The organism is Niallia alba, assembly GCF_012933555.1.
Taxonomy (GTDB): Bacteria; Bacillota; Bacilli; order Bacillales; family Cytobacillaceae; genus Niallia; species Niallia alba.
In genome coordinates, this window is sequence record NZ_JABBPK010000001.1 from 4,524,949 (window position 1) to 4,549,394 (window position 24,446).

The 24,446-nt window shown below is 36.1% G+C and carries 23 protein-coding genes and 2 pseudogenes; 8 read left to right on the top strand and 17 right to left on the bottom strand.

Going from position 1 to position 24,446, the window contains the following annotated elements:
- The first annotated feature begins 111 nt into the window (after positions 1 to 111).
- Entirely contained in the window at positions 112 to 1,404 is a 1,293-nt protein-coding gene (locus tag HHU08_RS21465; protein ID WP_169189290.1) for a globin-coupled sensor protein, read from the top strand.
- A gap of 95 nt (positions 1,405 to 1,499) precedes the next feature.
- Here HHU08_RS21465 and HHU08_RS21470 read toward each other — a convergent pair whose 3' ends face one another.
- Together HHU08_RS21470 and HHU08_RS21475 are read right to left on the bottom strand one after the other, a co-directional pair.
- A complete protein-coding gene (locus HHU08_RS21470) occupies positions 1,500 to 2,231 on the bottom strand; it encodes a class I SAM-dependent methyltransferase (RefSeq protein ID WP_016205093.1) in 732 nt (243 codons plus the stop codon).
- Positions 2,232 to 2,451: 220 nt separating this feature from the next.
- A complete protein-coding gene (locus HHU08_RS21475) occupies positions 2,452 to 2,937 on the bottom strand; it encodes a sigma-70 family RNA polymerase sigma factor (protein ID WP_169189291.1) in 486 nt (161 codons plus the stop codon).
- Positions 2,938 to 3,216: 279 nt separating this feature from the next.
- On the opposite strand from HHU08_RS21475, the gene trmL reads away from it, so the two are divergent.
- Entirely contained in the window at positions 3,217 to 3,687 is a 471-nt protein-coding gene (gene trmL / locus HHU08_RS21480) for a tRNA (uridine(34)/cytosine(34)/5-carboxymethylaminomethyluridine(34)-2'-O)-methyltransferase TrmL (RefSeq protein ID WP_101729519.1), read from the top strand.
- Between the two features lie 177 nt (positions 3,688 to 3,864).
- Here the strand turns inward: trmL and HHU08_RS21485 are convergent, their stop codons facing one another.
- Both HHU08_RS21485 and HHU08_RS21490 read right to left on the bottom strand, forming a co-directional pair.
- Positions 3,865 to 4,017, bottom strand: a complete 153-nt coding sequence (locus HHU08_RS21485) for a hypothetical protein (RefSeq protein ID WP_016205090.1) — start codon at positions 4,015 to 4,017, stop codon at positions 3,865 to 3,867.
- A gap of 220 nt (positions 4,018 to 4,237) precedes the next feature.
- Positions 4,238 to 4,771: a dihydrofolate reductase family protein gene (locus tag HHU08_RS21490; protein ID WP_101729520.1), complete on the bottom strand. Its 534-nt coding sequence runs from the start codon at positions 4,769 to 4,771 to the stop codon at positions 4,238 to 4,240.
- A gap of 88 nt (positions 4,772 to 4,859) precedes the next feature.
- Between HHU08_RS21490 and HHU08_RS21495 the strand changes: the two genes are divergently transcribed.
- The 3 genes and pseudogenes from HHU08_RS21495 to HHU08_RS21505 all read left to right on the top strand — a co-directional run bounded on the left by HHU08_RS21495 (position 4,860) and on the right by HHU08_RS21505 (position 7,525).
- Positions 4,860 to 5,819: a helix-turn-helix transcriptional regulator gene (locus HHU08_RS21495; RefSeq protein WP_169189292.1), complete on the top strand. Its 960-nt coding sequence runs from the start codon at positions 4,860 to 4,862 to the stop codon at positions 5,817 to 5,819.
- A gap of 475 nt (positions 5,820 to 6,294) precedes the next feature.
- A pseudogene (locus HHU08_RS26020) lies at positions 6,295 to 6,486 on the top strand (Ger(x)C family spore germination C-terminal domain-containing protein); the annotation flags it as partial.
- Positions 6,479 to 7,525: a GerAB/ArcD/ProY family transporter gene (locus tag HHU08_RS21505; protein WP_169189293.1), complete on the top strand. Its 1,047-nt coding sequence runs from the start codon at positions 6,479 to 6,481 to the stop codon at positions 7,523 to 7,525. The pseudogene HHU08_RS26020 and the gene HHU08_RS21505, both read left to right, overlap by 8 nt.
- A gap of 139 nt (positions 7,526 to 7,664) precedes the next feature.
- Here the strand turns inward: HHU08_RS21505 and HHU08_RS21510 are convergent.
- The 13 genes and pseudogenes from HHU08_RS21510 to HHU08_RS21575 form a co-directional block, all read right to left on the bottom strand.
- A pseudogene (locus HHU08_RS21510) lies at positions 7,665 to 8,789 on the bottom strand (IS4 family transposase).
- A gap of 154 nt (positions 8,790 to 8,943) precedes the next feature.
- Positions 8,944 to 9,921 (bottom strand): DUF3800 domain-containing protein, encoded by a 978-nt coding sequence (locus HHU08_RS21515; RefSeq protein WP_016205086.1) that lies wholly within the window; start codon positions 9,919 to 9,921, stop codon positions 8,944 to 8,946.
- A 389-nt stretch (positions 9,922 to 10,310) separates the two neighbouring features.
- The gene (locus tag HHU08_RS21520; RefSeq protein WP_016205085.1) at positions 10,311 to 10,496 is read right to left on the bottom strand and encodes a hypothetical protein; all 186 of its coding nucleotides are present in this window, start codon (positions 10,494 to 10,496) and stop codon (positions 10,311 to 10,313) included.
- Between the two features lie 62 nt (positions 10,497 to 10,558).
- A complete protein-coding gene (locus HHU08_RS21525) occupies positions 10,559 to 11,956 on the bottom strand; it encodes a dihydroorotase (RefSeq protein ID WP_101729523.1) in 1,398 nt (465 codons plus the stop codon).
- 570 nt (positions 11,957 to 12,526) lie between these two features.
- The gene (locus HHU08_RS21535) at positions 12,527 to 13,444 is read right to left on the bottom strand and encodes a dihydroorotate dehydrogenase (RefSeq protein ID WP_169189295.1); all 918 of its coding nucleotides are present in this window, start codon (positions 13,442 to 13,444) and stop codon (positions 12,527 to 12,529) included.
- The gene (locus HHU08_RS21540) at positions 13,441 to 14,226 is read right to left on the bottom strand and encodes a dihydroorotate dehydrogenase electron transfer subunit (RefSeq protein ID WP_169189296.1); all 786 of its coding nucleotides are present in this window, start codon (positions 14,224 to 14,226) and stop codon (positions 13,441 to 13,443) included. Before HHU08_RS21540 ends, HHU08_RS21535 begins: the two co-directional genes overlap by 4 nt.
- 75 nt (positions 14,227 to 14,301) lie before the next feature.
- Positions 14,302 to 15,543, bottom strand: a complete 1,242-nt coding sequence (locus tag HHU08_RS21545) for a Zn-dependent hydrolase (RefSeq protein WP_169189297.1) — start codon at positions 15,541 to 15,543, stop codon at positions 14,302 to 14,304.
- A gap of 59 nt (positions 15,544 to 15,602) precedes the next feature.
- Entirely contained in the window at positions 15,603 to 16,376 is a 774-nt protein-coding gene (locus HHU08_RS21550; protein WP_169189298.1) for an IclR family transcriptional regulator, read from the bottom strand.
- 141 nt (positions 16,377 to 16,517) lie between these two features.
- Positions 16,518 to 17,747: an MFS transporter gene (locus HHU08_RS21555; protein ID WP_101729580.1), complete on the bottom strand. Its 1,230-nt coding sequence runs from the start codon at positions 17,745 to 17,747 to the stop codon at positions 16,518 to 16,520.
- Between the two features lie 275 nt (positions 17,748 to 18,022).
- A complete protein-coding gene (locus HHU08_RS21560; RefSeq protein ID WP_169189299.1) occupies positions 18,023 to 18,229 on the bottom strand; it encodes a hypothetical protein in 207 nt (68 codons plus the stop codon).
- 5 nt (positions 18,230 to 18,234) lie between these two features.
- Positions 18,235 to 18,657: a DUF1801 domain-containing protein gene (locus HHU08_RS21565; protein ID WP_016205077.1), complete on the bottom strand. Its 423-nt coding sequence runs from the start codon at positions 18,655 to 18,657 to the stop codon at positions 18,235 to 18,237.
- A gap of 238 nt (positions 18,658 to 18,895) precedes the next feature.
- Complete coding sequence (locus HHU08_RS21570) at positions 18,896 to 19,549, bottom strand: SMI1/KNR4 family protein (RefSeq protein WP_169189300.1); 654 nt, start codon at positions 19,547 to 19,549, stop codon at positions 18,896 to 18,898.
- Positions 19,550 to 19,764: 215 nt separating this feature from the next.
- Positions 19,765 to 20,541 (bottom strand): MerR family transcriptional regulator, encoded by a 777-nt coding sequence (locus HHU08_RS21575; RefSeq protein WP_169189301.1) that lies wholly within the window; start codon positions 20,539 to 20,541, stop codon positions 19,765 to 19,767.
- A gap of 185 nt (positions 20,542 to 20,726) precedes the next feature.
- Here HHU08_RS21575 and HHU08_RS21580 point away from each other — a divergent pair, with 185 nt between their 5' ends.
- From HHU08_RS21580 to uxuA, 3 genes are all read left to right on the top strand, one after another.
- Positions 20,727 to 21,944, top strand: a complete 1,218-nt coding sequence (locus tag HHU08_RS21580) for an MFS transporter (RefSeq protein ID WP_016205075.1) — start codon at positions 20,727 to 20,729, stop codon at positions 21,942 to 21,944.
- A 152-nt stretch (positions 21,945 to 22,096) separates the two neighbouring features.
- Positions 22,097 to 22,813, top strand: a complete 717-nt coding sequence (locus tag HHU08_RS21585) for a GntR family transcriptional regulator (protein ID WP_101729530.1) — start codon at positions 22,097 to 22,099, stop codon at positions 22,811 to 22,813.
- Between the two features lie 174 nt (positions 22,814 to 22,987).
- Entirely contained in the window at positions 22,988 to 24,034 is a 1,047-nt protein-coding gene (gene uxuA, locus HHU08_RS21590) for a mannonate dehydratase (RefSeq protein ID WP_016205073.1), read from the top strand.
- The last annotated feature ends 412 nt before the right edge of the window (positions 24,035 to 24,446 follow it).

Below are 24,446 nucleotides of genomic sequence, written 5' to 3' on the forward strand. Positions count from 1 at the left end.
GGAATTTTTCAACATATGATAGCGGAAAGGCTGTTCTCTTTTACAAAATGAAAAATACAATCACTGAAGGTAAATAGTTCATTTACCAAGGTTAAAAGTAGGAGAATGAATATGAAAAAATTCTTTAAGAAAAAGCAATCTAGCTGGTTAGCAAAGACTACTGACATAGATGTTTCCATAAATAGCACCCATCCTAGCATTAAAGATAAAATTAACATGCTTAATCTTTCCGAGGAAGATTTAAAGATAATTAAAAGTCTACAGCCAATCGTGAAGGAAAATATTTCATTATTGGTAGATTCCTTTTATGAAAGAATTCTGCAAGTACCAGAACTTAATACAATAATAAACACACATAGTACACTTGATCGATTAAGAAATACGCTAAGTGGTTATATTGTCGAGCTCTTTAATGTGAAATTTGATTCTAGTTTCCTTGAAAAGCGACTTCAAGTAGCTAAAATCCATTTTCATATTGGTTTGAAACCAGCATGGTATATGGGAGCTTTTCAAAGTATTACAGAATCACTAATCGATATTATCTATTCGTCCTTAAGTAATAAAAATGAAATACCTCCGATTATTAAGGCTATTACAAAAATTATTAGCCTAGAGCAACAAATAGTATTAGAGCAATACGAGAATGAAAATAGGCTGGCAAAAGAAGCACAGTACGAGGAAGTGAAACAAGATCTCAAAGGAAAAATTGTTGATATCAGTACTAGTTTAGTTGCACTTTCTCAACAAACTTCTGCTTCTGTAGAAACATTAATCCAAAATAGTGATGTGGTTAAGGATATTGTTAAGCAAAGCAGTGAAGAAACATTTAAAACACAAGAATTTGTTAAAGATGGACAAGTACAAATGAATACATTACACCATACCATCGAAAAGGTTGTAGAAGATACAGAACATATGGAAAAGATGGTTTCTAGCTTAGAGGAATCTTCTATAGAAATACTAAATGTTGTTCAAATCGTCAAAGAGATTGCAGACCAAACAAACCTTTTAGCATTAAACTCTGCCATTGAGGCAGCTAGAGCTGGCGAACATGGAAAAGGCTTTGCAGTAGTCTCTGACGAAGTAAGAAAACTAGCGATGCAAACAAAACAGGCTGTTGATACAATACATCAACATATTTCTAATTCAAGCGATTATACAACACGTGTTACATCATCTCTACTAGAAGTTAAAACGGCTGTTCTCGATGGGAAATCAAAGGCTGAAAAAACGAATGAGACATTCCAACACATTTTATATTCTTCTGACCATAACGTCCATCAATCAAATGAAGTAAGTAGTCAGATGATTGAACTAACGGAGATAATAAAAGAAATAGGAGAAGCCACTTCGGGTGTAGCCGCTTCAGCTGAGCAGTTAAATGATGCCGCCAATAATGTTTGAACTATTGATAACCTTATAATATTTTTGGCAAGAGACTGGAATACTTATATCCCAGTCTCTTTGCTTATAAAATACACTCCGTTTAATAAACCGTCTTATTTTTCTGTTGAAAAAATTAAAAACATCGGTCTTCGCAGTTCATCTTTCATATTAGTACTATTCTTCAGCATTTCTTCAGAAGGAATTGGTTCTTTAACTTCCTTTATAATAAACCCAGCATTAATTAAGTCATTGACATAGGTCGAAAAAGTTCTATGATATTTTATAACATTCTCAGTAAGAAAAGTTGTTTCCCGCAAACCTTCTGATTGGTAATTATCCAATGCCCAATGTAGACGATTCCCTTGGTCATCGTAATACCAATCTTGTTCATTCCGAGAAGTGAAAATTGGATGTTCCACTGAAAATACGAATGAACCTCCAGATTTTAGACAATGATAAACTTTTTTACAGATTGCTTCAAATGACTTAATATAATGAAAAGCCAATGAACTAATGACAACATCAAATTGTGCTTCTGAGAAATTTATGTCTTCAATTGGTATTTTGATGTAGGATATTGCAGAGTCATCTGTCATTCCCCGAGCCTTTTGTAGCATTTTTTCTGATATATCTACACCAATTACAGAACTTGCTTCCTGTTCACGAGCATAACGGCAATGCCAGCCGAACCCACATCCTAAATCAAGGACACTTTTATTTTGTAGATCAGGTATCATTTCTTTTAATATATGCCATTCTCCCGCAGCATCAAGTCCTTGAACTGAACGTGGCATTCTTTCATACGCAGAAAAGAAATTATTATCATCATATTTATTTTGTTTCATACTTTCCATCTCCTATCATTTAACATAGCCTCCTAAAACAATCACAACATCTACTTTAGGAGGCTAGCTATCTTCTTCTAACCAATTCTTTCACCTCATTTGAATAGTTAAAATTATTATGGCATAAATTCCTTTTAAGCTAAACTAAGTTCTAAATTAGAGTCATCTCTAAAGGTGCATTCATTTGAGGAAAACAGGAGAACCGTCCCCCCTGTATCCATTAGGACCACAGCGTTTGCTTTAACTTCTCTTTTGCTCCTTTCCTCCACCATTTAACTGCGGAAAGTGAGACTTGTTCTTTCTTCGCTATTTCTTTCACCGTCAGCTGATGAACAAAGGTAGCAATTACCCACTTTGTTTCTCCTTCGGTTAATTCATCGCAAAGTCCTTTGATATAGTCCTCTTCTTCCCGATATAAAACAGGACTTTCTATCATGGTCCAAAACGCTTCACTTGGGTAATCATTTCTTTCTGCTTCCCTTGTCCGGCGCTTCAACTCATCAAGAAATCTCCCTTGCATATGCCGATACAAATAATTGCTATATTTCCCCTTTTCCTTATTAAAATTTCTCCTTGTTTCCCAAATGCTTATTAAGCCAATTTGAAAAAACTCTTGTTTATCTTTATAAATCGCCAGCTTTTTCATCATATGGTGAATCATCGGTGTAAACTCCTCCACTAATTGCTCATAATTCTTCCCTTCCATACTCGTTTCCTTCTAGAAAAGTACTTTTCTTGCTTATTCCTAGGTACCTTTACTTTATGGAAAGAAAGGACTCTTTTCGATTGAAGAAAAAGAAAGTTACGAGGAGAAAAAGGAAATAAATGTTTAAAAATGGCGGCTAGCTTGAAGTTATCGTGGGAGTTACTTGATAAATAGCACTATTTCATAGACAGATATCACTTGAATAAGCGCATTGAACCCTGCAACTTCTAGAAAATATGCTATAATTCGAAGGGGAAAATAAAGATAGAGGTGACATTTATGGCAATACACGTTGTATTGTATCAGCCAGAAATTCCGGCTAATACTGCCAATATTGCACGTACTTGTGCAGGAACAGAAACAGCCCTACATTTAATTCGACCACTTGGCTTTTCAACCGATGAAAAGATGATCAAACAAGCGGGACTAGATTTCTGGGAGACTATAAACATCACGTATTACGACTCATTTGATGATTTTTTTGTAAAAAATCAAGGGGAGTTTTACTATATTGAAACATTCGCAGAAAAAACATATACATCCTATGATTTCACAGATCAATCAAAGAATTATTATTTTATCTTTGGAAAAGAAACAACCGGATTACCGAAAGACCTACTCGAAACACATAAAGACCATTTTTTACGAATACCAATGACAGAACATATCCGTTCACTGAACCTTTCAAATACAGCAGCAATATTGGTATTCGAAGCATTGCGACAGCAGGGATATCCAAATTTAAGATAAAAGGGAAGCAGAGGGGGCGTTTTACTGCTTCCCTTAATGTATTTTCTTGGTGCCTGACACCTGCATGATGATTGAATTTTTTTCAGTTAGGGTATATTATTATATATAAGAATTAAACTAAAAAAACCAAGGAGCTGGAACTCCTTGGACAACTACTTACGAGTGGTATGCTAAATTTTATTTAGAAGAACCACCCTTTTGCTTCCTACGGCGCGGGGTGGTTTTTCGTTTGTTCTTTTTTCTGCTTGCTATGCGCTTTGCAATGCCTGCAGCCAGAGTAGTAAAAAAGGCTTTTGCCACTTCTTTGAGTAAGTCCAATACGAAATCCATTGGTATATCACCTCCTTTCCCTTTAAATCAGGAAAAGAGTGCATACCACCCGCACCTATGTAGTTGTAAGAATAGTATAACACAGAGAAAATATTGGTTGGATAGTAATAGTTTATACAATCGTTATAGACCATCATATGTTAACCATTCGAAGTTCAGTTAATCATTCATTCCTCTTTATACTGGAAGACTAGTTTATATGACTTTAGTTAGTTTTTCTCTACCTTCTCCTTTTATAATGTAGCTCTACAAATTGATTGAAACATCTCGTTCCCTTTAAATATAGCTCCAATTGATATTCATCTTCTTTAAACAAAGGAACTCCTTCTCCTATTATTGTTGGGGCGATTGTAATGATAAACTCATCCACTAACTTTTCTTTGATAAACGAGTGTAATAGATCTCCCCCACCAACAATCCAAATGTTCTTCCCCTCTTCATTTTTTAATTTATTTGTAAAATCGATTATGTCTTCCTTTATAAATTTAACATCCTCCGTATCCTCGTTTTCCTGTCTCGAAAATACGTAACATTCCTTATTTTTATATGGGAACTCTTCCGTCATATGAGTGATGATCCAATCATATGTTTTTCTTCCCATTAGAATCGTATCTACCGTTTCGTAGAATTCAGAAATTCCATTGTCCCCTTCACCTTCTACTTTAAATAACCAATCTAATGAATCATCCTTTGTAGCAATATAACCGTCCAGACTTGTTGCGATTAATAATACAAGTTTTCGCTGTTTTCGCATATACTTTCCTCCTAAAAAGATTAATATTTATAGTATAATGCTCAATAATGACATCCATTGTCATATATAAAATTTTAGAGGTGGTTGTATGCGGGCTGATCGGTTGCTATCCATTTTGCTCCTCTTACAAAATAGAGGAAAAATGACAACAAAGGAATTAGCTAAGGAATTGGAAGTTACGGAGAGAACGATACATCGGGACATGGAAGCATTAAGTGCAACGGGCATACCTATTATAGCTGTGAGGGGAAAATCTGGCGGTTGGAAATTACTTGACCAGTATCGCACGAATTTAACTGGATTAAAGTATGATGAAATAATATCTTTGCTTATTTCACCTTCTATTCAATTGCTGTCCGATCTAGATTTATCGAAGGAATGGTATGATGCTCGTCAAAAAATGATTGCTGCACTACCAAACTCTTTTCGCAAAGAATCCCTCGACGTTTGGAATCGCATCCACATAGACACTTCCGCCTGGAAGCAACCATCTGAAAAAATTGACTCCTTTAAAATTTTGCAGGAAGCGATTTGGCAGGAAAAAGTACTGCAGATAAAATATGAACGAGCAGATGGTAAGGAGATTTTTCGAACAGTCGATCCTTTAGGATTGGTAGCAAAAGGTAGTACTTGGTACTTAATTGCTTCCTCAGACGAAAAGATACGAAATTACCGAGCTTCAAGACTCCTTACTGTAGAGATGACAGATAAATCTTTTACGAGACCGGATGACTTTCATTTAGAAAAATACTGGGTGGAATCAACGCAAAACTTCATTAACACTCTCCCTGAATATAAGGCAGAGGTGGAAGTGTCACCATCAATCGTTCACAGAATGAAATTCACTGGACGTTTTGTGCAAATAGAAAATATAGAACCACCAACTGCTGATGGATGGATACCCGTAAGCCTTCGCTGTGATACGGAACAAGAGGCAATTGCTTATATCCTTGGCTTCGGTGACCAAATCAGAGTCATCTTCCCTGCCTCATTGCAACAGGACATTTATCAGATGGCTAGAAAAATCGTTGCGTTTTATAAATCGTAAAGGGAAAGAATATCAACGTTGAAAAAATTAAAACTATTATAAAGTGAATGTATCTTCCTTCTCTAGCTTTAGCATGAACATTCTTAAAGGAATCAGTGGAACCGTCCGAGACCACTGAAAAAGTCTTTTTTTCGTGCGAAATGAAGAGCAAGCATATTTGAAAGTGAAAATAAGGTTGGTTTGGAGAGGCGTCCGCTCGACTCCTATTAGAAGAAGAGGACGCAACACTCATCAAACTAATTCAGGACCAATCCAAGGAAATCTTCTTTCCAGTACCTATTGAAAGGGATGGGAAAGAAGGCAGTATCACATTAAAAAGCTTACGTGGAAAATCCAACATAAAATCTAATCATAATGATATTGTCCTATTAAGGCTAAAGCTTGATACCATCATACTTGATTATCCTGAATGGATAAAGCTTCCGGATGATTACTCTTTTTTAGAGAAAGAAATAAAAAATTTTTTCAAAAAAAATATCAAGAACTATTTAAGCAATTCCAAGACAATCACGTTGATCCTCTAGGAATTGGTGATATCTATAGAAGTAAAAATAAGAATTGGAACGAGAAAGTTTTCTATAATAAGAGGTATCCAAACTTAAAACTTGAATCAACTATTAAGATAGATATATTGCAATCAGGCGTGGGAGAAGATACTTATGAGTAATGAGAAAATAAAAATTAGAGAAAGTCTAACTCTATCTCCATTTTTCCTTTTCTTTCTCATTCACTCCTCACAAACCGGCATTGGTATGTTAAGCATGCAAAGAGATATTGCTAAATACGCGGAACAAGACGCTTGGATAGGAATAGTGATTGCTGGATTATATCTTCATGTCATATTTTTAATGCTCTTTAAAATTTTAGCAAGCTCTAATAATGGTGATGTTATTTCCCTACACCAACAATACTTTGGAAAAATCTTTGGCAATATCTTGTCTATGGTCTTTGTAGTTTACTTTTTTTTATTGCTTTTACTTGTCTTTAGGTCTTATATTGAAATATTGCAAATTTGGGTATACTCCATTGTTGCTCCATGGGAAATTGGGTTAGTGATTACCGTGGTAATTTTTTATATCGTATTAGGTGGGTTTAGAGTGATTGCCGGAATATCATTCTGGAGTACATTAATACCGATTATTTTAGTTTTCGTACTAGGATATACACTAAAGTTTAGTCACTTTTCTAATTTACAACCCTTTTTTAATCATGATATCAAAGAAATACTGTTGTCTGCTAAAGAAGGAATCATTTCCTTTGTTGGTTTTGAAACCGTCCTATTATTTTTTCCTTTTATTAAAAAAGGGAAGAGTACAAAAAGATGGGCACATTTAGGATTGCTATTTACAACCCTGACCTATCTTATTTTAACGATCATAACGTATGCTTTTTATAATCAAGGAATGCTGAAATATATAATATGGCCAACACTCTCCATGACAAAAATTGTTCAAGTTCCTTTTATTGAACGATTCGAATATATTTTCATTTTCTCATGGTTACTTGTTGTAATGCCTCCAATGTGTTTATGTATTTGGGCTATAACACGAAGTTTGAAGGAAATGCTGAATATCAAATCAAGTTTTTCCTTAACAGGGATACTTGTGCTAGTAAATATCCTTTCTATATTATTGATTGACCGAGACTCGATTCATTTCGTCAAAAAAGCAACAACTCAATTAAGTATATATATACTATTTCACTAGCGTCGCATAAACATTGACGGAATTTTCCGTTATTAATTATCCTTACTTTTGAGTAAAAAGAAAGATGATTAAACATAGGTAGTAAACATCCATTTTTTTACTATACCCTGTGGCGAGTGTGATAGAGACAGTGATTGGCTTATGGGACAGTGTTTCCCCCTATTTTTCTCAACCAAATGTGTTCCGGTTTCCATAAAGCTGCTTTCAAATAACGACTAATTTGTAAGTACGATCGCTTACTTTTCGTGTTCCGTTGAGCCAGTACATTCAAGCAATAGACGATCATCGCTATATACACTTGATTGTGCACAGCTTGTTCACTCTGTCCAAAGAATTTTTTGATATTCAAATACTGTTTCATCCATTTGAAAAACAGTTCAATGGCCCACCGTGATTTGTAAAGTTCAGCGATTTCATCCGCACTTAAATCAAAACGATTCGTTAACAAGTGTAGCTCATTTCCTTTTGTATCCTATACTTTGATCAAACGGAAAACATTCTCCGATCGATTTTGTGTGGTTCCAATGACGACCATCTCATCCGATAACACAGAAGAATCTTCTGGTAACGAGAGTGTTTCAAGGCTACGTACAACCGCATTTTTACGCAGTCGAGAGACGAAGAAATAGCCTTCATCTGTCATGCGATCGAATCGTTCATAGTCCAAGTATCCACGATCAAACACATACATGCATTCTTTGTCATCGACCAGGATCTCAAGCTGGCCTCGGTCATGTTCGTTGGCATTTGTAAGCACGGATTGATCTGGATAGGAATGACCTTTTTCCATAAATACGAGGCGTAGATGGAGCTTCACACCAGATTTGGTTTTTCGAAATTTTGCCCACTTATGGTTGTTCAAGTTTAATGGTAATGTACTGGAATCAATAATTTTAAGAGGTGTTGTCGTTTTTCGTCTCGCTTGAAAATCAGTCTTCCGATGAATTTGCTTGACTAAATCAAGAAAAATAGTTTGGAAAAACTCCGTTGGAACCAGATTTAATCGCCTACCCAGTTGAGAGAAACTAATGGAATCAAGTTGAGTGGCGTTTTGTAATTCTTCTGAAAACACGCAATCACTTAATGCACGCAAACTCTCCGTTTCATGGAGTTGTGCATATAGTAGTAATTTCAAAAAGGAAGTCATATGCAGCTTCTTCGTATAGTAATTTAAATGATAGTTTTTCACTTGTTCCTCCAACAAATTGTTGGAAATAGGTGAAAGCCATTGTTCAAATGATGTTTTTCGTGTAAACTTATCCATGCGTTAGTCCTTTATTTTGGATTTGGATAGGTTACTACCACCAACCCATTATAAAGGCTTTTTTTATAGAAAAGTTTATTTGCGGAAAATTTAATTTATTTAGCTATGTTGAATTATTTTAATGCGACACTAGTGATTTTCCATGTATAATTAATCACCATTCTTTGCTTTTTAGAAAGGTATTTCTCCCTATGCCACTTAGTTGATCTTTATATCCAAGTAATTGTCTCAATCTTGTATTAGGATACTTCATTTTTATTCTTAATTCCTTCGTAGTAATAGTTGGTTCCATAGTTAAAATTTCTTGGACCTTGACTATTTCACTAATATCATAATTGATCTTGTATACCATAAACGGAGATAGGTATTCAGCAATATTAATACGTGTTAGTTCTTCATTTCCAGTCCATTTAAATAGACGCACTTGTTCCTGAAACCTTTTAATATTAGCATTTTCCATTAAAAAACGATAAATCAAATCACTTTTAACAATAGTTCGATCAGTATCTTCTAGGTAACTTTCTTCAAGTAAGAAGACTACTATACCGATAAATGTATCAATGATTTGAAGAGGAATTGATTTACTAGAGTCCTGAGAAATTACTTTATTTACTCTATAATTTTTATTTCTATATGCGGAATGTGCATTCATTTGTTCAATTATCTTATCATTAAGAAATAACTTGTCATATTCGTCATTACGATCAATTTTAATCTTCACTTCTACCAATTCATTAGTTTGATTATCTAGATGGGAAAGGTCTCTAGTTAATCCGTAAAATAATCTCTCTGGTATTTTAATATAAAACAGGTTCCTTAGTTCAGAAGCATTTAGGCCAATTTTTGTTGCAGAGGTCAATGCATCCTCATTGTTGACTATTAGTATGTTTATTCGTATATTCTCATTTATTACCGTATGTAAAGTTTGAAAATACTTTTTTAGATGTAAATCTTTTTTATATTCACGAAAATGCAGCTCACTGGTTGAATTAGCCGCCTTAAAAATTTTTCTGATCTTATTAACTATCATTGCTAATGATTTATCTGTTCCACTATAAGCACCATAGTAAGAAAACTCTTTATTAAATTGATCAATTTTATTCGATTCATCAAAATAGATTAAGTAATTCATGTTTTTCCCCTTTGAATTAAAATATTGACTTTTAGTACATAGATGTTATAATTACAGAATAAATTAATATTGATAGTTACTTTCTCTGCTACCGTATTGTAGTGCTGGTAACTATAATCGTAAAGATAGCTTTTCCCCGCTACCGTTTTGTGGGGCTGAGCTATTTTTTATTTGTTTATTTTTTTTATCTCTGAACTTGTACTTATGAATAAATTAATTATACCAAACGTACGTTCCATTAGTCTAGCTATCGCCATTCAGGCAAAATAAAAAATCTCCCAATAAGACGGAAGATTTTTCATTTTAAGGAAGCGAGTTATTCAGCTCTCCCCCTTCTACTCCTTCAAATAATTAAAGGTATCCGTAGAACCGCCCCCCCAGCTTCCTCCTCACAACCGCTGCAGTCGAAGTTCCTGAATAAATGAATCATAATCAATCTCTAATGTATCACAATTGCTCTTCACTTCTTCAAAGAAATCAAACTCCCTATCTACTGGGCGGTCGCGGTTTTCGTAATAAAAGTTAATTAAGTGGTATAGTTTTACAAAGGAATCTAGCTTTTCTTTTTTATTCATTTATCCTCTCTCCTCCTGTTTTTTGAAAACAGTCTTTTTATCTACTAAACCGAAAACTTGCTTTATCTCCCTGGCACCACAATCCTCCCAGTTGGTTGGCTTATGATTTCCCCATTGTCCATCACTTTTATTCCTCGGACAATTGTGGCTACTGGCATTCCGGTAATGGGGGTTTGGTCGTATGCTGTTACTTTACTTTTGCTATGGAGCTGTTCTCTTTTAATAGTATGTTTTTTATTCCTATCTACTATAGTAATATCTGCATCTGTTCCTACCAGTAATGATCCTTTTTGTGGATAGATTCCATATTGTTTTGCTGGATTTTCGGAGAGTAGCTTACATGCATCGACTAAAGAGATTTTTTCTTCGCTTACTGCATTTAATAATAATGGTGCAAGGGTTTCTACTCCACACATTCCAGCAGGGATATCCCATAAACTTCCTTCCTTTTCTTCTTCCGTGTGTGGAGCATGGTCAGAACACACAATCGATACTGTTCCGTCCTGAATCCCTCTCCACAGCTCCTCTTGGTCCTTTTTATATTTAACAGGTGGATATACTTTCATTTGTGGGCCTACTCTTTCATAATCCTCATTGGATAAAAAGAGATAATGTGGACAAGTTTCTGATGTAATATTCGCATAGCCATCTGCTTGTGCTTGTCTTACTAGCTTAACTCCTTCGCCTGTACTTACATGGAGAATATGCAGCCTCGTTCCAAGTTTTTTCGCCAGGGCAATGCCAGATTGAATCGTCATTTCCTCTGCTAGGTTGGGACGTCCTTGAAGAAGTGCTTTATAATCTCTTTTTCCCGAAGCCTCTACTTCCTCTGTCAGCCTTTGAATAATTTGATTATTTTCCGCATGAATGGCAAGAATTTGTCCTGTTTTTTGCACCTCTCGGAAAATACTATATACCTCTCCATCTGAGAGGGGCGGAATTACGCCTTCGTCCCCATCCTTATAGTTATACATTAACTGATAAGTCTCTTTATTAATCGCATAGCCCCAGAAAAACTTAAAGCCGATAACACCAGCATGATGAAGGGGAACGATATCCGCTTTATTGGCATCTCCTAAGCAAATGCCCCATATCCCGAAGTCCACATGTGCCTTCGATGTAAGATTTTCCTTTTGCTTCTCAAAATTGTCCACATTATTAATAGGCGGATTGGTGTTGGGCATTTCAAAAACAGTTGTGATCCCCCCAGCAGCTGCTGCCTTGGTACTGTAGTAAAAATCCTCTTTATAAGTGGGACCTGGATCTCTTGAATGAACATGTGTATCGATAAAGCCAGGACAGACATACAATCCTTCTCCATCCGTTACTTCCAAAGCTTCTCCCGTTAACTCTTCCTTAGAGATAGCAGCAATTTTTCCATCTTTTATGTAAAGATGCCCTTTATCAAATCCACTTCCAGTATATAAATAGCCATTTTTTATGACATGATCCCACAACATTTTCTCCACTCCTTTTTTCATGTTTTAAAAGTTGATTTATCAGCTAATTTTGTATGAATATCAGCCAAACTTCTGATTTATCAGCCAATTCTTCATGAATATCAGCCAAACTTCTGATTTATCAGCCAATTCTTCATGGATATCAGCCAAACTTCCAATTTATCAGCCAACTCTTCATGGATATCAGCCAAACTTCTGATTTATCAGCCAACTCTTCATGGATATCAGCCAAACTTCTGATTTATCAGCCAATTTTGCATGGATATCAGCCAAACTTCTGATTTATCAGCCAATTTTGCATGGATATCAGCCAAACTTCTGATTTATCAGCCAATTTTGCATGGATATCAGCCAAACTTCTGATTTATCAGCCAATTCTTCATGGATATCAGCCAAACTTCTGATTTATCAGCCAATTTTGCATAAATATCAGCCAAACCCACAATTTATCAGCCAATTCTTCACAAATATCAGCCAAACCCACAATTTATCAGCCAATTCTTCACAAATATCAGCCAAACCCACAATTTATCAGCCAATTCTTCATAAATATCAGCCAACCCCCACTCCCTACGCTTGATGAACCAGCACTCCACCGATTATCTCTTCTATCTCTTTTATTCCATGCAACTTCATATACGCTTCCATCTCTTCCCGTATCGTTATCATCGCTTCGGGATCAACAAATGAAGCCGTGCCAATTTGAACAGCAGAGGCACCCGCTAGCATTAACTCTATTGCATCCTCACCAGTCATGACACCACCGCATCCGATAATCGGGAGGGAGGTAGCCTGATATACTTGATAAACCATTCGCACAACAAGTGGCAAAATGGCAGGGCCAGAATATCCGCCCATAATATTGCTGATTTTCGGTTTTCGTGAATGAACATCGATAGACATTGCCAAAAAAGTATTAGAAACCGTTAAAATATCGGCGCCGGCAGCTTCACACGCTCGAGCAATTTCCGTAATACTAGTTACATTGGGTGATAACTTCGGAATAAGCGGCTTATTTGTCACTTTTCGTACTCGCGTTACTAATTCATATGTGACAGATGGATCCATTCCAAAAGCTAAACCGTTATTTTTCAAATTCGGACAAGAAATATTTAATTCGATAGCATCCACATCTTCCATTTCACCAAGTTCTTCGCAAACCTCAGCGAATTGTTCCATACTTTCTGCTGAAACACTCGCAATAAATGGTGTGGAAAAAGAAGCATAAAAAGGGACCGTCTTTTCCTTAAAATACGTTAACCCCTCACTTTGAATCCCAATCGAATTGATCATGCCACCAGCCTTCGTTTCACAGATACGCGGCGTTGGATTGCCTGTTCGCCGATGCTTCGTAATACTTTTGGGGATAATCGCACCAATCTGATTAACATCAATATAGTTAGTCATCTGTTCCGCAAATGTTCCCGATGCAGGCATTAATGGATTTTTCAAATGAAGATTACCTAACGTTACTTCCAAGCCACTCATGCAAAAACCACCTTCTCTAAAGGAAAGACTGGTCCTTCCAAACAAATACGTACAGGACGAATCCGTTCCTCTTCTTCTATTTGACAAACACATCCGTAGCAAGAACCAATCCCGCATCCCATATTTTCTTCCAAGGCAATTTCAGCAAATAGTTGATGTTCACAAGCCACTTGCTTCATTAATACCGATAATCTTCGTGAACCACATGTATAGATTCCATCTATCTTTTTTTCTTTTATCAGAGCTTCTGCTAAAAGTTTTACTCGCTGAGGATCACTCGTTCCATCCTCATCATTTACAAAGATCGCCTCAACCCCCGCTTCCTTTAACTCCGCTTCCACTAAATAATCCTCTTTTGCTCTGGCACTTATAATAGCAAAACACGAAATATTCTTACTTTTCGCTTTAAATGCCAGTGCAGAAAGTGTGGCAATCCCTACGCCTCTTGCAACGACAAGGATATTTTCACTTTCTTCTTTCAAGCTAAACCCCTTGCCTAATGGTCCCAATATATCAAGCTTTTCTTGCGGTTTTCGCTGCGCTAATGCCTTCGTCCCTACGCCCTTCACTAGATAAAGAAACTCCAATGTACATTCTTCTTCATTAATGCGAAAAATACTGAGCGGTCTGCGAAGCAAAGGCTTGGCATCATCGCTACATTTTATATGAAAAAATTGCCCTGCTTGGACGGGGAATAACTGTTTATTTGGGACTTTTACTTTTAGATGAAAATATCGTCTGCTTACTTGCTGGTTTGATAAAATTTCCGCCTTCACTGCCATCCTTATCTCCCCTTTCTCTTGCTGTACTGATCTAGCAAAAAGTGTGTATCCGTGTAGACCACGTTTGCTTGTACTCTATGAAGACAGATCTACTGCCTGCTGTAAAACAGCTGCCTCTAACACATCGATTCCGGTCAATATATCGTCTAAATCGGTATGCTCATCTGGATGATGACTAATTCCGTTTAAAGACGGAATAAAGATTAAGCCTACCGGCCCCAATGAAGTCATATTCATGGCGTCATGCCCTGCCCCACTTTGCATCCATTGATAAGGAAGACTTTTGTCCTGACAAATTTTTTCTACTTGCAGGGAAAGTTCCTCCGATAAATGGACAGGATCTTCCTTACTAATCTCTTGCGATATAATCTCTAATCCTCTTCTTTCCTTTACATCTTCCAACTTTTTAGACAGGGCATCGAGTACCTTATTTCTTGAGACAATGGAAGTGGAACGAATATCTACTTTCATTTCCACTATCCCTGGGACAACGTTCATCGCCCCCATCGGAATGGAAAGAACCCCAATTGTTGCGACTGTTCCATGATGCTGTTCCTCTTTAGCTGCTGCTTCTAAAGCGAGTGCTATTTCACTTGCCCCAAGCAAGGCATCCTTCCGCATATTCATTGGTGTTGTACCAGAATGAGAAGCTGCTCCCTTTACTTCAATAATGAGTCGAACGGGTGCGGCAATCCCTGTTACAATCCCAATTTTCTTATTGTTGTTTATAAGAATAGGACCTTGTTCATTATGTAGTTCAAAGAAAGCCTTAAAGCGTTCCTGCGACCGACTCGCTAAATCCAATTGATCAAATCGTAACGCACAAAGCGAAAGAGCTTTTTCAAAAGTGATTCCATCCTTGTCCTTTAGCTGCTGGTACTTTTCTTTGTGCAAGGTTCCTGCCATTGCCTTACTTCCCACCGTAGACACACCGAATCTCGAGGATTCTTCACAAGCAAATGAAATAATTTCAATCGGATGATCGGTTTCAATCTTTTGTTCGTTTAGTCGTTTTATTACTTCTAATCCCGCAGTAACTCCAACTACCCCATCGTATTTCCCGCCTTGGTAAACCGTATCGAGATGGGAACCTATTACTACTGGAGGAAGATTTTTATGCTTCCCTTCTCTTTTGGCAATAATATTTCCGGCATAATCCATCCTAATTTCTAGCCCCTCATTTTTGCACAATCGCATAAATGCATGACTGCATGCCTGTTCCTCATTCGTAAAGGCAACTCTCGTAATCCCTTTACTTCCCGAATTATATTGATTCATATTATTCAAAAGCTCTTCATATCTTCTTTTTCGATCCATCTTTCTATCTCCTTGATTATGGGCTTTGGAGAAAAATAGCCGTTTACTCCACCCTCTCTTTATAAGCGAATAGAACTTAATAGATGCATAGATTTCATATGCTCGCTGGCCTCTTTCGCCACTTCATTTATTTGTTTCACTAATTTTTCTTGATACATCTCGATATATTCACTTTCTCCAACGATACTGATACTGACATTCGTTTTTTTCTCATCGTAAAATATCGGCGCAGAAATGGCAGATACCCCTATTTCCAATTCTTCTACGCAAAAAGCAAGTTGGGAATGATAGATTTCGTTTAATTCCTTTTTAATGTCGAGAGGATTGGTTTTAGTGTATGGAGTGGCAGCTTCAAAGGGTGTTTCTTGCACGATTTTCTCTATAGTCGCTTCCTCTTGATAGGCTACAATTACTTTTGCTGCAGCTGCACAATGAATCGGCATCCGTTGTCCCACATGCACAAAATACTTATTACGTAAATCTGATGGCTGATGGGTATAAACACAGTACACATCTCCCCCATGATATCTACAAATGAAGGTATAAAGATTGGTTTGATTTGATAATTTTTCTCCATACCTGCCTAATAGTTTAATAGGGTCCTGCAATCTTAAAAATTGACTACCCCACAACATCGTTTTCGGTCCAAGATAGTATTGTTTAGTAGCTTTATCCTGGATAACAAGCTGCTGTTCACACATACTTGTAAGCATTCGATGAATGGTACCCTTACTTAAATTGGTCTCTCTCGCAAGTTCACTAACTCCCATCCCAATATTCGAACCAGAAGAAAGGCAGTCCATTACATCTGTAAAGCGATTTAACCATTCCATGCCTTTTCTCTCCTTTAAAAATAAGTTTCTCTTGGCGGAACACTGTTCCATTTTTTTAGAATAAGAGAAGGTGCCATAAATACACCCTTCTCCCTCACAAAAAATATAGATAAAGCGTAAATGGAACCACCCCTCTGCCTGTTATACAATCTCTTTATCCTTCGATTCAGGAATTAAAAAGATAAAGGCTAATGCAGATAAAATATAGACACCAGATAATAAGCTAAGTGCATAGCTTAAAGAATGATTGAGCGAAATATAACCAATAATAAATGGCGCAAATCCCGCAATAGCTCTTCCGACATTAAAAATAATATTTTCCGCAGTCGAACGAACTTCTGTATTATAATGCTCCGCTAGAAGTGCACCATATCCACCCATCATTCCATTTACAAAGAATCCTAATACTCCACCAAGAAGCAATAAGGCTGCCATTGAAGTAACTTGGAAATAGATCCAAACAATGATTGCTGCTGCAATCAAGAAAGTTATATAAGATGGTCTACGGCCAATTTTATCTGCTAAATAACCAAAAATTAAGATACCGATAATCATGCCAATAATCGTCGTTACAGTCCACAACGTTGTTTTATTAAAATCATAGCCTAGTTCTGATGCAAGCATGGTTGGCATCCAAGTCATAATGCCATAAAAACCAAAATTTTGAACGCTTGTAGCGATAATTAAGCCAATCGTTATCTTCGTTGTTTCCTTTGAAGCAAATAACTGTCCAATCGCTATCTTATTTTTATTTTCTTCTTTCAGTTTTGTCCAAATCTCTGGTTCCTTTAAATTTCTACGGGACCAAAAAGCAAAAATTGCTGGTAAAACCCCTGCAAGAAAGACACCATGCCATCCGAATTTTGGGGCAACAAACAATACCGTTAAAGTAGCAAGAACAATCCCTAATTGAAATCCAACCGCTACAACAGAAGTAGCACGAGATCGATACTTCTTCGGCCAAGTCTCACTTACGAGTGTCATCCCAATTCCAAATTCTCCCCCAAGCCCTAAACCAGCTAAAAAGCGAAAGACGGCAAAGGTTTCTAAATTAGGCGCAAAAGCACATAAACCTGTAAAAACAGAAAAAATTAAAATAGTCCAAGTAAACACTCGTACTCGCCCATATTTATCAGCCATTACCCCAAACACAATCCCACCAATTACAGCACCAAGCAAAGTAATCGTAGAAAGACTTCCCGCCTGAGCTTGATTAATGCCAAAAAAAGCAATAATAAGTGGCAGCGTATAAGCCAAGATCATCATATCCAACCCATCCATGGCATAGCCAACCGTTGAAGACCATAATGTTTTCCACTGATAACCCGTTATTTTCTTTTCTGGTACCTCTGTTGTTTCATATGCTTTCATATTCACTGGATAAATCCTCCCCTTAACAAAATTTCATTCTATCCTTCTAAAAAAAGACTCCTATCTTTCCAGCAGAAGTAATAAATAATCCCTATCTCCTCTCCTAAGATACAATCTATCAAGTCTTTCTACCGCCAGATGTTTCACTGAACGGAACGATGTTTCAGAATTAAGTAGCATAAACGTATGATACTACTAAGTTTTTTGGAAATCTATTATATTGTCAGAAAATATGACAATATTTTTTATTTTCAGTTTTTTAAAGGTGGAATCAATCATGCAAATACCCCCATCTGGAAATTAGATGAGGGTATCAACAATTTATAAGATATTAAACTTTCATTTTTGGAATTATTCTCTATTAGATAAATTCCAGCTTGATCATTCTCTTCAACATCTGTTATATCACTAGGATTTGTCTTTTGATGATGCCTGACGCCTTTAGCAATTACAGCCATAAATTGAACATAGAACCATGCCAATAACCTTATTCACTAGGATAGAGATTCTGATATGTTTCTACCGTATGTATAATTAAATCCTTTAAAACATTGGTATCGATATCAGCTAATTTATTTACATAAATACAAGCCTTGCTCTTCGTGTGCTTACCAAAGTTCTCTAATAATTTTTCTCTTTCCTCACTTTCATAGGCCAAATAAAGACTAATCTTTGCCTTTCTTGGTGAAAAACCTACTAAAGGTGCATCCCCTTCATGTCCTGAAGCATACTTATAGTGATAGCTACCAAAGCCTATAATACTAGGACCCCACATTTTTGCGTCGTAACCAGTTACCTCTTCAAAAATTTCTAATAACTGATAGGCATCTGCCTTCTTCTTCTCACTTTCCACTCTTTCAATAAATTCAATTACACTATTGTCTGTTTCTTTCATCTTCGGTTCATACATATATGCGCACTCTCCTATATTCTAATTACATACTTGTTTCCATTATTGTCAGGATTATTACATTCTAGAATCAATCCTAATTTCCTGTTTAATAACCAAATATCCTACAAATACTTTTGAGAACTTTATAAATTTCCCCTTTATATACTAAAATTGTAGTATAGAAATGATTGTTGTTAACAATTTATTTCCAAAACCTAAAAGGGATATATGAGAGACATTCAAAGCTCTTTGCTATTTAAATATCTAATCCAAACCAGGTTCTTAAACGTTTTGCTGCCTCTCCATCTGCAACTATTCCGCTATCAGGACTTGTTGTGAAAAGTAGCCATTGCCAATCCTCACTCCCTACAAAACCTATTCTTGACCAATTATCGACGAATTCAATAAAGTTATTTGCAATTTTATAACCGTGTCCTTCTCCATTATCGTGACTAAGATAAACTATTGGAGCATCATCTTCCGTGTTACTCATATCAAAAGCTAAGTAATCACCATTTCCTACTTCACAAAAAGCCAATTTATTATGCCAAATGACATCATATTCATCTTCAGGATTAGGAAAAACATTTTCAATCCAGCCCATACGATCTTCTTCAAATTGAGAAAGCAGTTCCAAGCTCCAATGAGGTCTACCAGAGAAAATTTCTCGGAATTCATTTGGTTGCTCCATATTGTCAGGTAAAAACCAACGCAGGCTGAAATTGCCTGAGAACTCTTTGAGAACTTTTTTGAAACTTTCAGGTAACCTTACCCCAAGTTGTTCCTCTGTTTTGATTATTTGTTCAAGCGAAGCTGGTTCATCAATAATAACTTCTTGGACTTCTCCACCAATCTCTTTAATCCTAGAAGTAATAGTCTCAATTCTATATCTTATTACTTCATAATCCATCTAATCTCCCCACCATTTCTCAAATATAATATATAATTTACGCCCCTGGCTTATTTGAACTCGTTATAATCATCTTTTCTGCCTTTTGTTCTATCCACTAAAGATTAAAATAATGAGCATCTGTCGTTCTTAACTCTTCGCAAATTCACATCTTCGAAAAAATGCTGCTCTCCTCTCCTAAATAAATAATTGCGTTAACAATTACCCGTTTTATCTTACTTATTATTATCTTTACCCTTACTATTCTCTTTATCATCATAGTACGTTTTCAATTCTTTATAAATATAGCTAGCTATGTTTTCTGGAAAATAATTATTAAACTCATCATTGTACTTGGCAAAAAAGTGATCATCGTCAATAAGATTTAAAAAGTTTCTACTCGCTGGAAATATATTATCCATTTCGTTTAGAATTTCTCGTACTTTTTTTCTGCTTGGAGAATCATTGTACTGAATAGCATTTCTAATCGCTTGAATTAAGTTCCATATTTCTCTATCCATTTTCTCCTTATATTTTGGATCATGAAGCATCTTTATTTCTTTCATAAGCTCCTTGTCCGCTATAAAATGTTCTTCCCATGCTTGGATTTGTGATTTTTCCCGCCTAAATAAATCAAGCATAATAAAGGCAAATTCATTTATTTCTTCCTCAGAAATACCTTCAATATTGTACAACCGTTCCATTCTCGTAATTACTTCTAACTTATCATTTAATTCTGCTTGTTTTTTTTCAATTAACTGCTTCTGCATAAGCAATAACTCTCGATTTTTTAACTTCTGATTAGTTATTTGTTCTTTTATTTCATTTAAAGACAGACCAAAATGTTTTAAAATCATTATTTGTTGAAAAAGTTCCCAGTCTAATCTTGTATATACTTTTCGACCATTTTTATTATATTTTTGGGGGGTAAGTAATTCTATTTTATCGTAGTACCGTAGCGTTCTCACTGTTGAACCTACTAACTTTGCAAACTGACCAATTGTTACTTCCATGTTAACACCACCTTACTGAATTATATACTGTTACGTAAGGTCACAATCAATACACTTGTTAATAGTTTTACTAATATAAATGAATGAAATGAAAATAGGATATTTTTTTTTAGAAAAAGGTTGCTTACGACATTACGTCACCATCTATGATTGGTTCTATATTAAGTTTGAGAGGAAGGTTATGTATGGAACAACAATCATTATTTCGAAATCCCCCTTTTATATTTCTATTTATTGGTAGTTTTTTAGCGATTATTGGTTATAGCATGTTTTTCATGACAACAACTTGGTTTGTTATTTCTGAATTAGGTTCTGCTAGTTTATTGGGCATTATACTTATTGCCATTACTGTGCCACGTATTCTCATGATGGCATTTGGTGGGGTTCTTGCTGATAAATTCAAGAAGACGACAATTATGTTCAGTACGAGTTTAATCCAAGGCGTTCTATTAGTTATCCTATTTTTAATGAACAATGCAAATCAATTAACATTTGTATACCTGATCATTTTGGGATTCTTTTTTGGAACATTAGATGCTTTTTCTGGACCAGCTGGGACATCATTAATCCCGAAAATAGTACAGAAAAACCAAATAAAACAAGCAAATGCCGTTATTCAGGGATTGGGTCAGATTGGTTTTGTTATTGGACCTATTATATCTGGAACTGTCATGGAATTCGCTGGCGTCACGACTGGGTATTTAGTTTCGGCTATTATTGTTCTTTTGTCTGCCTTTTTTATGTTTCCACCTTTCTTGAAAGAAGGTCCCGTAGACAATACCATTCAACAAACGCCGCTTAAAGATCTCATAGAAGGGTTTTCTTATGTAAAAGCAAGTAAATTTTTAATTACAGGTATCCTTATTTTAATTACGTTAAACTTCTTTGCCTTCGGAGCGATATCGATCGCAATCCCAATTTTAGTAGAAACGTATGGAGGGACACCCATTAATCTTAGTTACATTGATGCTGCTTTAGGGGTGGGGATGCTAGTGAGTACAGCAATAATCGCTATGATCAAAATACGCCGTAGAGGATTAACATCAATTGCTGGATTAATTGCAACATTAATCGTAGCTATAGCATTTAGCCAAATTCCTAATTTGTATATTTTGACAGCGTTAGCGTTCTTCATTGGATTTACCATGACATTTGTTTCAATCCCATTTTTCGCTTCAGCACAAGAAGATACTGATCCCCGCATTATGGGGAGGGTCATGAGTATTGTCTTCTTAGCAATGAACGGGTTTGATCCGCTTGCCTATGCAAGTGTAACTTTACTAGTTTCTAGAGGATTTGATATTCAATTAGTCATTTTGTCCTTTTCAATTGTTGGATTAATTATTGCTCTTGCCATTTTATGGAGAGGGAAGACGTTTAGAAATTATAAGTCTAACTATTAATTTCCCTTCAGGAAAAGACCACTTTTAGTACCTGACCCCTTGACCCGAAACAGCAAAATAAAATTGGTTATCCGAAATGTTGGTGCTATAATAATGAATATAATTTGAAAAATGACGGATCGAACCGTTTGATTTAGGGGTGTAGAAAATCCATGCTAATAGAGGTGCAAGCCAAGTTGCCTGGTGAGAATAATAGAGATTATTCATACAGAGTAATAAAAGAAGCGATTATGTCGTTGCGATTAAAACCGGGTCAATCTTTAAGTGAAGCTGAGATTGCCGAGGCACTTCAAATTTCTCGTACTCCAATTCGAGAGGTAATGGCAAAGTTACGAGAAGAACACTTAGTAGAAGTAATTCCACAAGTAGGAACGTACATATCAAAAATTAAACCAACCTTGATTGAAGAAGCAATATTTGTACGAATTATCTTGGAAAAAGAAATTTTAAAACAATCCTGTATATCCTTTCCGAAAAATGTATTGGTAGAGTTGAAAAATAATATCGCACATCAAGAATTATTATTAGATCAAAAAGGAATGGAGCAGGAATTCCACAAATTAGATAAACAGTTTCATTTTCTGATCTTTCAGGGAAACAACAAGGAAAATGTCTGGGATTCCATTATTCGATTAAGTACACATTACAATCGAATGAGGCTTTTAGCCGAGATGAATCTTAGTTTCAGTGATGCAATCCTTCAACATAAAGCGATTGTGCAAATGATTGAAAATAAAGATGTAGATCAGGTAGAAACTATTGTAAGAGAACATATTATTGAGCCAACAAAGCTTTGGGAAGATTTATATAAGCCTAATAGTCCATATGTTGAATATTTTGATCTTACAAAAAAAATGCCAGTATTCTAGGGTAGAAACCTAGCTACTGGCATTTTTTTATTATCACTAATAGTTATAACCTTTGGTGGAAGCGATTAATAAAATGACATTTCAGTAAAATTAATGGTTGTAAACGTTTCATTAGCATGCTAGTATACTAGTATGAAAAGGTAATGCAAATAGAAAAAAAGGGAGGCATCTGAAATGGAAATGTCATTTCGTTGGTATGGAGAAGATGATCCAGTACAAATTGAGTATATTGCTCAAATTCCTGGGATGAAAGGAATTGTAACCGCTATATATGATGTACCTGTTGGAGAAGTTTGGCCAATGGATAAAATCGTAGCTTTAAAGAAAAGAGTCGAAAGTGTCGGCTTGAAGATTTCTGTCATTGAAAGTGTACCAGTGCATGAAGATATTAAATTAGGATTACCAACAAGAGATCGTTATATCGAAAATTACAAACAAACGATCCGTAATTTAGGGGAAGCTGGAATACCAGTCATTTGTTATAATTTCATGCCTGTATTTGATTGGACTAGATCCGATTTAGCGTATGAGCTTCCAGATGGTTCCACAACATTAATTTATGATGAAGCAACGGTTCAAAAGATGAATCCAATGCTTGGAGAATTATCACTACCTGGGTGGGATACTTCTTATGGTGAAGGCGGTTTAAAAGGCTTATTACAACAGTATGAAGGTGTGGATGAAGAAAAGCTTTGGGAGCATTTAGAATACTTCATTGGAGAGATTCTACCAGTAGCAGTTGAAAGTGACGTGAAAATGGCGATTCACCCGGATGATCCACCTTGGTCTATTTTTGGATTACCACGAATTATTACCAATAAACAGAACTTAGAAAGATTCTTAGATTTATATGACTCACCAAACCATGGACTTACTCTTTGCTCAGGGTCATTAGGATGCGATCCGAACAACGACTTTGTTGATATGGTCAAATACTTCGGAGGGATAAAAAACCGCGTTCACTTTGCCCACTTACGAAACGTAAAAATTACCGGGGAAAAATCTTTTTGGGAAACAGCCCATTTATCATCACATGGTTCATTAGATTTTTACGAAATTGTAAAGGCATTCATCGATTACGGTTTTGAAGGACCATTTCGTCCAGACCATGGCCGGATGATTTGGGGTGAAAAAGGAAGACCGGGGTATGGACTGTACGATCGAGCTTTAGGAGCAGTTTATATAAATGGTTTAATTGAAGCAATCAAAAAATCAAAATAAGCTAACATTATTCCAATGAGGCTGGGACATAAGTATTCCAGCCAAGGATAATTCCGAACAATTATACGAAGATGCTAATGAATGTTCCGTATAATTGTTCGGGCTTTTATTTGTTTTTCAAAGGATGTTTCCATGAAGTTTGGTGCGATTCCCCGCAGCCGGAATACACTTCGCTTTCCATGGGGCTCGCGCTGAGCCGCTTCGGCCTGTGGCCTGCAGGGTCTCAGACTGTCTCGCTAATCCCATAGGAGTCTTCGTGTATTCCGGCTGCTCTGTTTTTCCAACTAATTATATTTCCTCTTGTAAAAAGTATGCGAAAGCAGCCGCTATTTACTAGCTATATTAGAAATTGTTCGTCTTTACAGAGTATCTATTTAGTTATGTCCCAGCCTCATTGGATACAAGATGTGGA

What these genes read in the sequence shown, in the direction of transcription:
- HHU08_RS21570 (WP_169189300.1), bottom strand. Translation starts at nt 19,549, where the DNA reads ATGGATTATGAAGTAATAAGATATAGAATTGAGACTATTACTTCTAGG.
- HHU08_RS21565 (WP_016205077.1), bottom strand. Translation starts at nt 18,657, where the DNA reads ATGTATGAACCGAAGATGAAAGAAACAGACAATAGTGTAATTGAATTT.
- HHU08_RS21485 (WP_016205090.1), bottom strand. Translation starts at nt 4,017, where the DNA reads ATGGATTTCGTATTGGACTTACTCAAAGAAGTGGCAAAAGCCTTTTTT.
- HHU08_RS21490 (WP_101729520.1), bottom strand. Translation starts at nt 4,771, where the DNA reads ATGCGAAAACAGCGAAAACTTGTATTATTAATCGCAACAAGTCTGGAC.
- HHU08_RS21465 (WP_169189290.1), top strand. Translation starts at nt 112, where the DNA reads ATGAAAAAATTCTTTAAGAAAAAGCAATCTAGCTGGTTAGCAAAGACT.
- HHU08_RS21550 (WP_169189298.1), bottom strand. Translation starts at nt 16,376, where the DNA reads ATGGAATGGTTAAATCGCTTTACAGATGTAATGGACTGCCTTTCTTCT.
- uxuA (WP_016205073.1), top strand. Translation starts at nt 22,988, where the DNA reads ATGGAAATGTCATTTCGTTGGTATGGAGAAGATGATCCAGTACAAATT.
- HHU08_RS21470 (WP_016205093.1), bottom strand. Translation starts at nt 2,231, where the DNA reads ATGAAACAAAATAAATATGATGATAATAATTTCTTTTCTGCGTATGAA.
- HHU08_RS21505 (WP_169189293.1), top strand. Translation starts at nt 6,479, where the DNA reads ATGAGTAATGAGAAAATAAAAATTAGAGAAAGTCTAACTCTATCTCCA.
- HHU08_RS21575 (WP_169189301.1), bottom strand. Translation starts at nt 20,541, where the DNA reads ATGGAAGTAACAATTGGTCAGTTTGCAAAGTTAGTAGGTTCAACAGTG.
- HHU08_RS21495 (WP_169189292.1), top strand. Translation starts at nt 4,860, where the DNA reads ATGCGGGCTGATCGGTTGCTATCCATTTTGCTCCTCTTACAAAATAGA.
- HHU08_RS21555 (WP_101729580.1), bottom strand. Translation starts at nt 17,747, where the DNA reads ATGAAAGCATATGAAACAACAGAGGTACCAGAAAAGAAAATAACGGGT.
- trmL (WP_101729519.1), top strand. Translation starts at nt 3,217, where the DNA reads ATGGCAATACACGTTGTATTGTATCAGCCAGAAATTCCGGCTAATACT.
- HHU08_RS21545 (WP_169189297.1), bottom strand. Translation starts at nt 15,543, where the DNA reads ATGGATCGAAAAAGAAGATATGAAGAGCTTTTGAATAATATGAATCAA.
- HHU08_RS21580 (WP_016205075.1), top strand. Translation starts at nt 20,727, where the DNA reads ATGGAACAACAATCATTATTTCGAAATCCCCCTTTTATATTTCTATTT.
- HHU08_RS21535 (WP_169189295.1), bottom strand. Translation starts at nt 13,444, where the DNA reads ATGAGTGGCTTGGAAGTAACGTTAGGTAATCTTCATTTGAAAAATCCA.
- HHU08_RS21525 (WP_101729523.1), bottom strand. Translation starts at nt 11,956, where the DNA reads ATGTTGTGGGATCATGTCATAAAAAATGGCTATTTATATACTGGAAGT.
- HHU08_RS21475 (WP_169189291.1), bottom strand. Translation starts at nt 2,937, where the DNA reads ATGGAAGGGAAGAATTATGAGCAATTAGTGGAGGAGTTTACACCGATG.
- HHU08_RS21585 (WP_101729530.1), top strand. Translation starts at nt 22,097, where the DNA reads ATGCTAATAGAGGTGCAAGCCAAGTTGCCTGGTGAGAATAATAGAGAT.
- HHU08_RS21520 (WP_016205085.1), bottom strand. Translation starts at nt 10,496, where the DNA reads ATGAATAAAAAAGAAAAGCTAGATTCCTTTGTAAAACTATACCACTTA.
- HHU08_RS21515 (WP_016205086.1), bottom strand. Translation starts at nt 9,921, where the DNA reads ATGAATTACTTAATCTATTTTGATGAATCGAATAAAATTGATCAATTT.
- HHU08_RS21540 (WP_169189296.1), bottom strand. Translation starts at nt 14,226, where the DNA reads ATGGCAGTGAAGGCGGAAATTTTATCAAACCAGCAAGTAAGCAGACGA.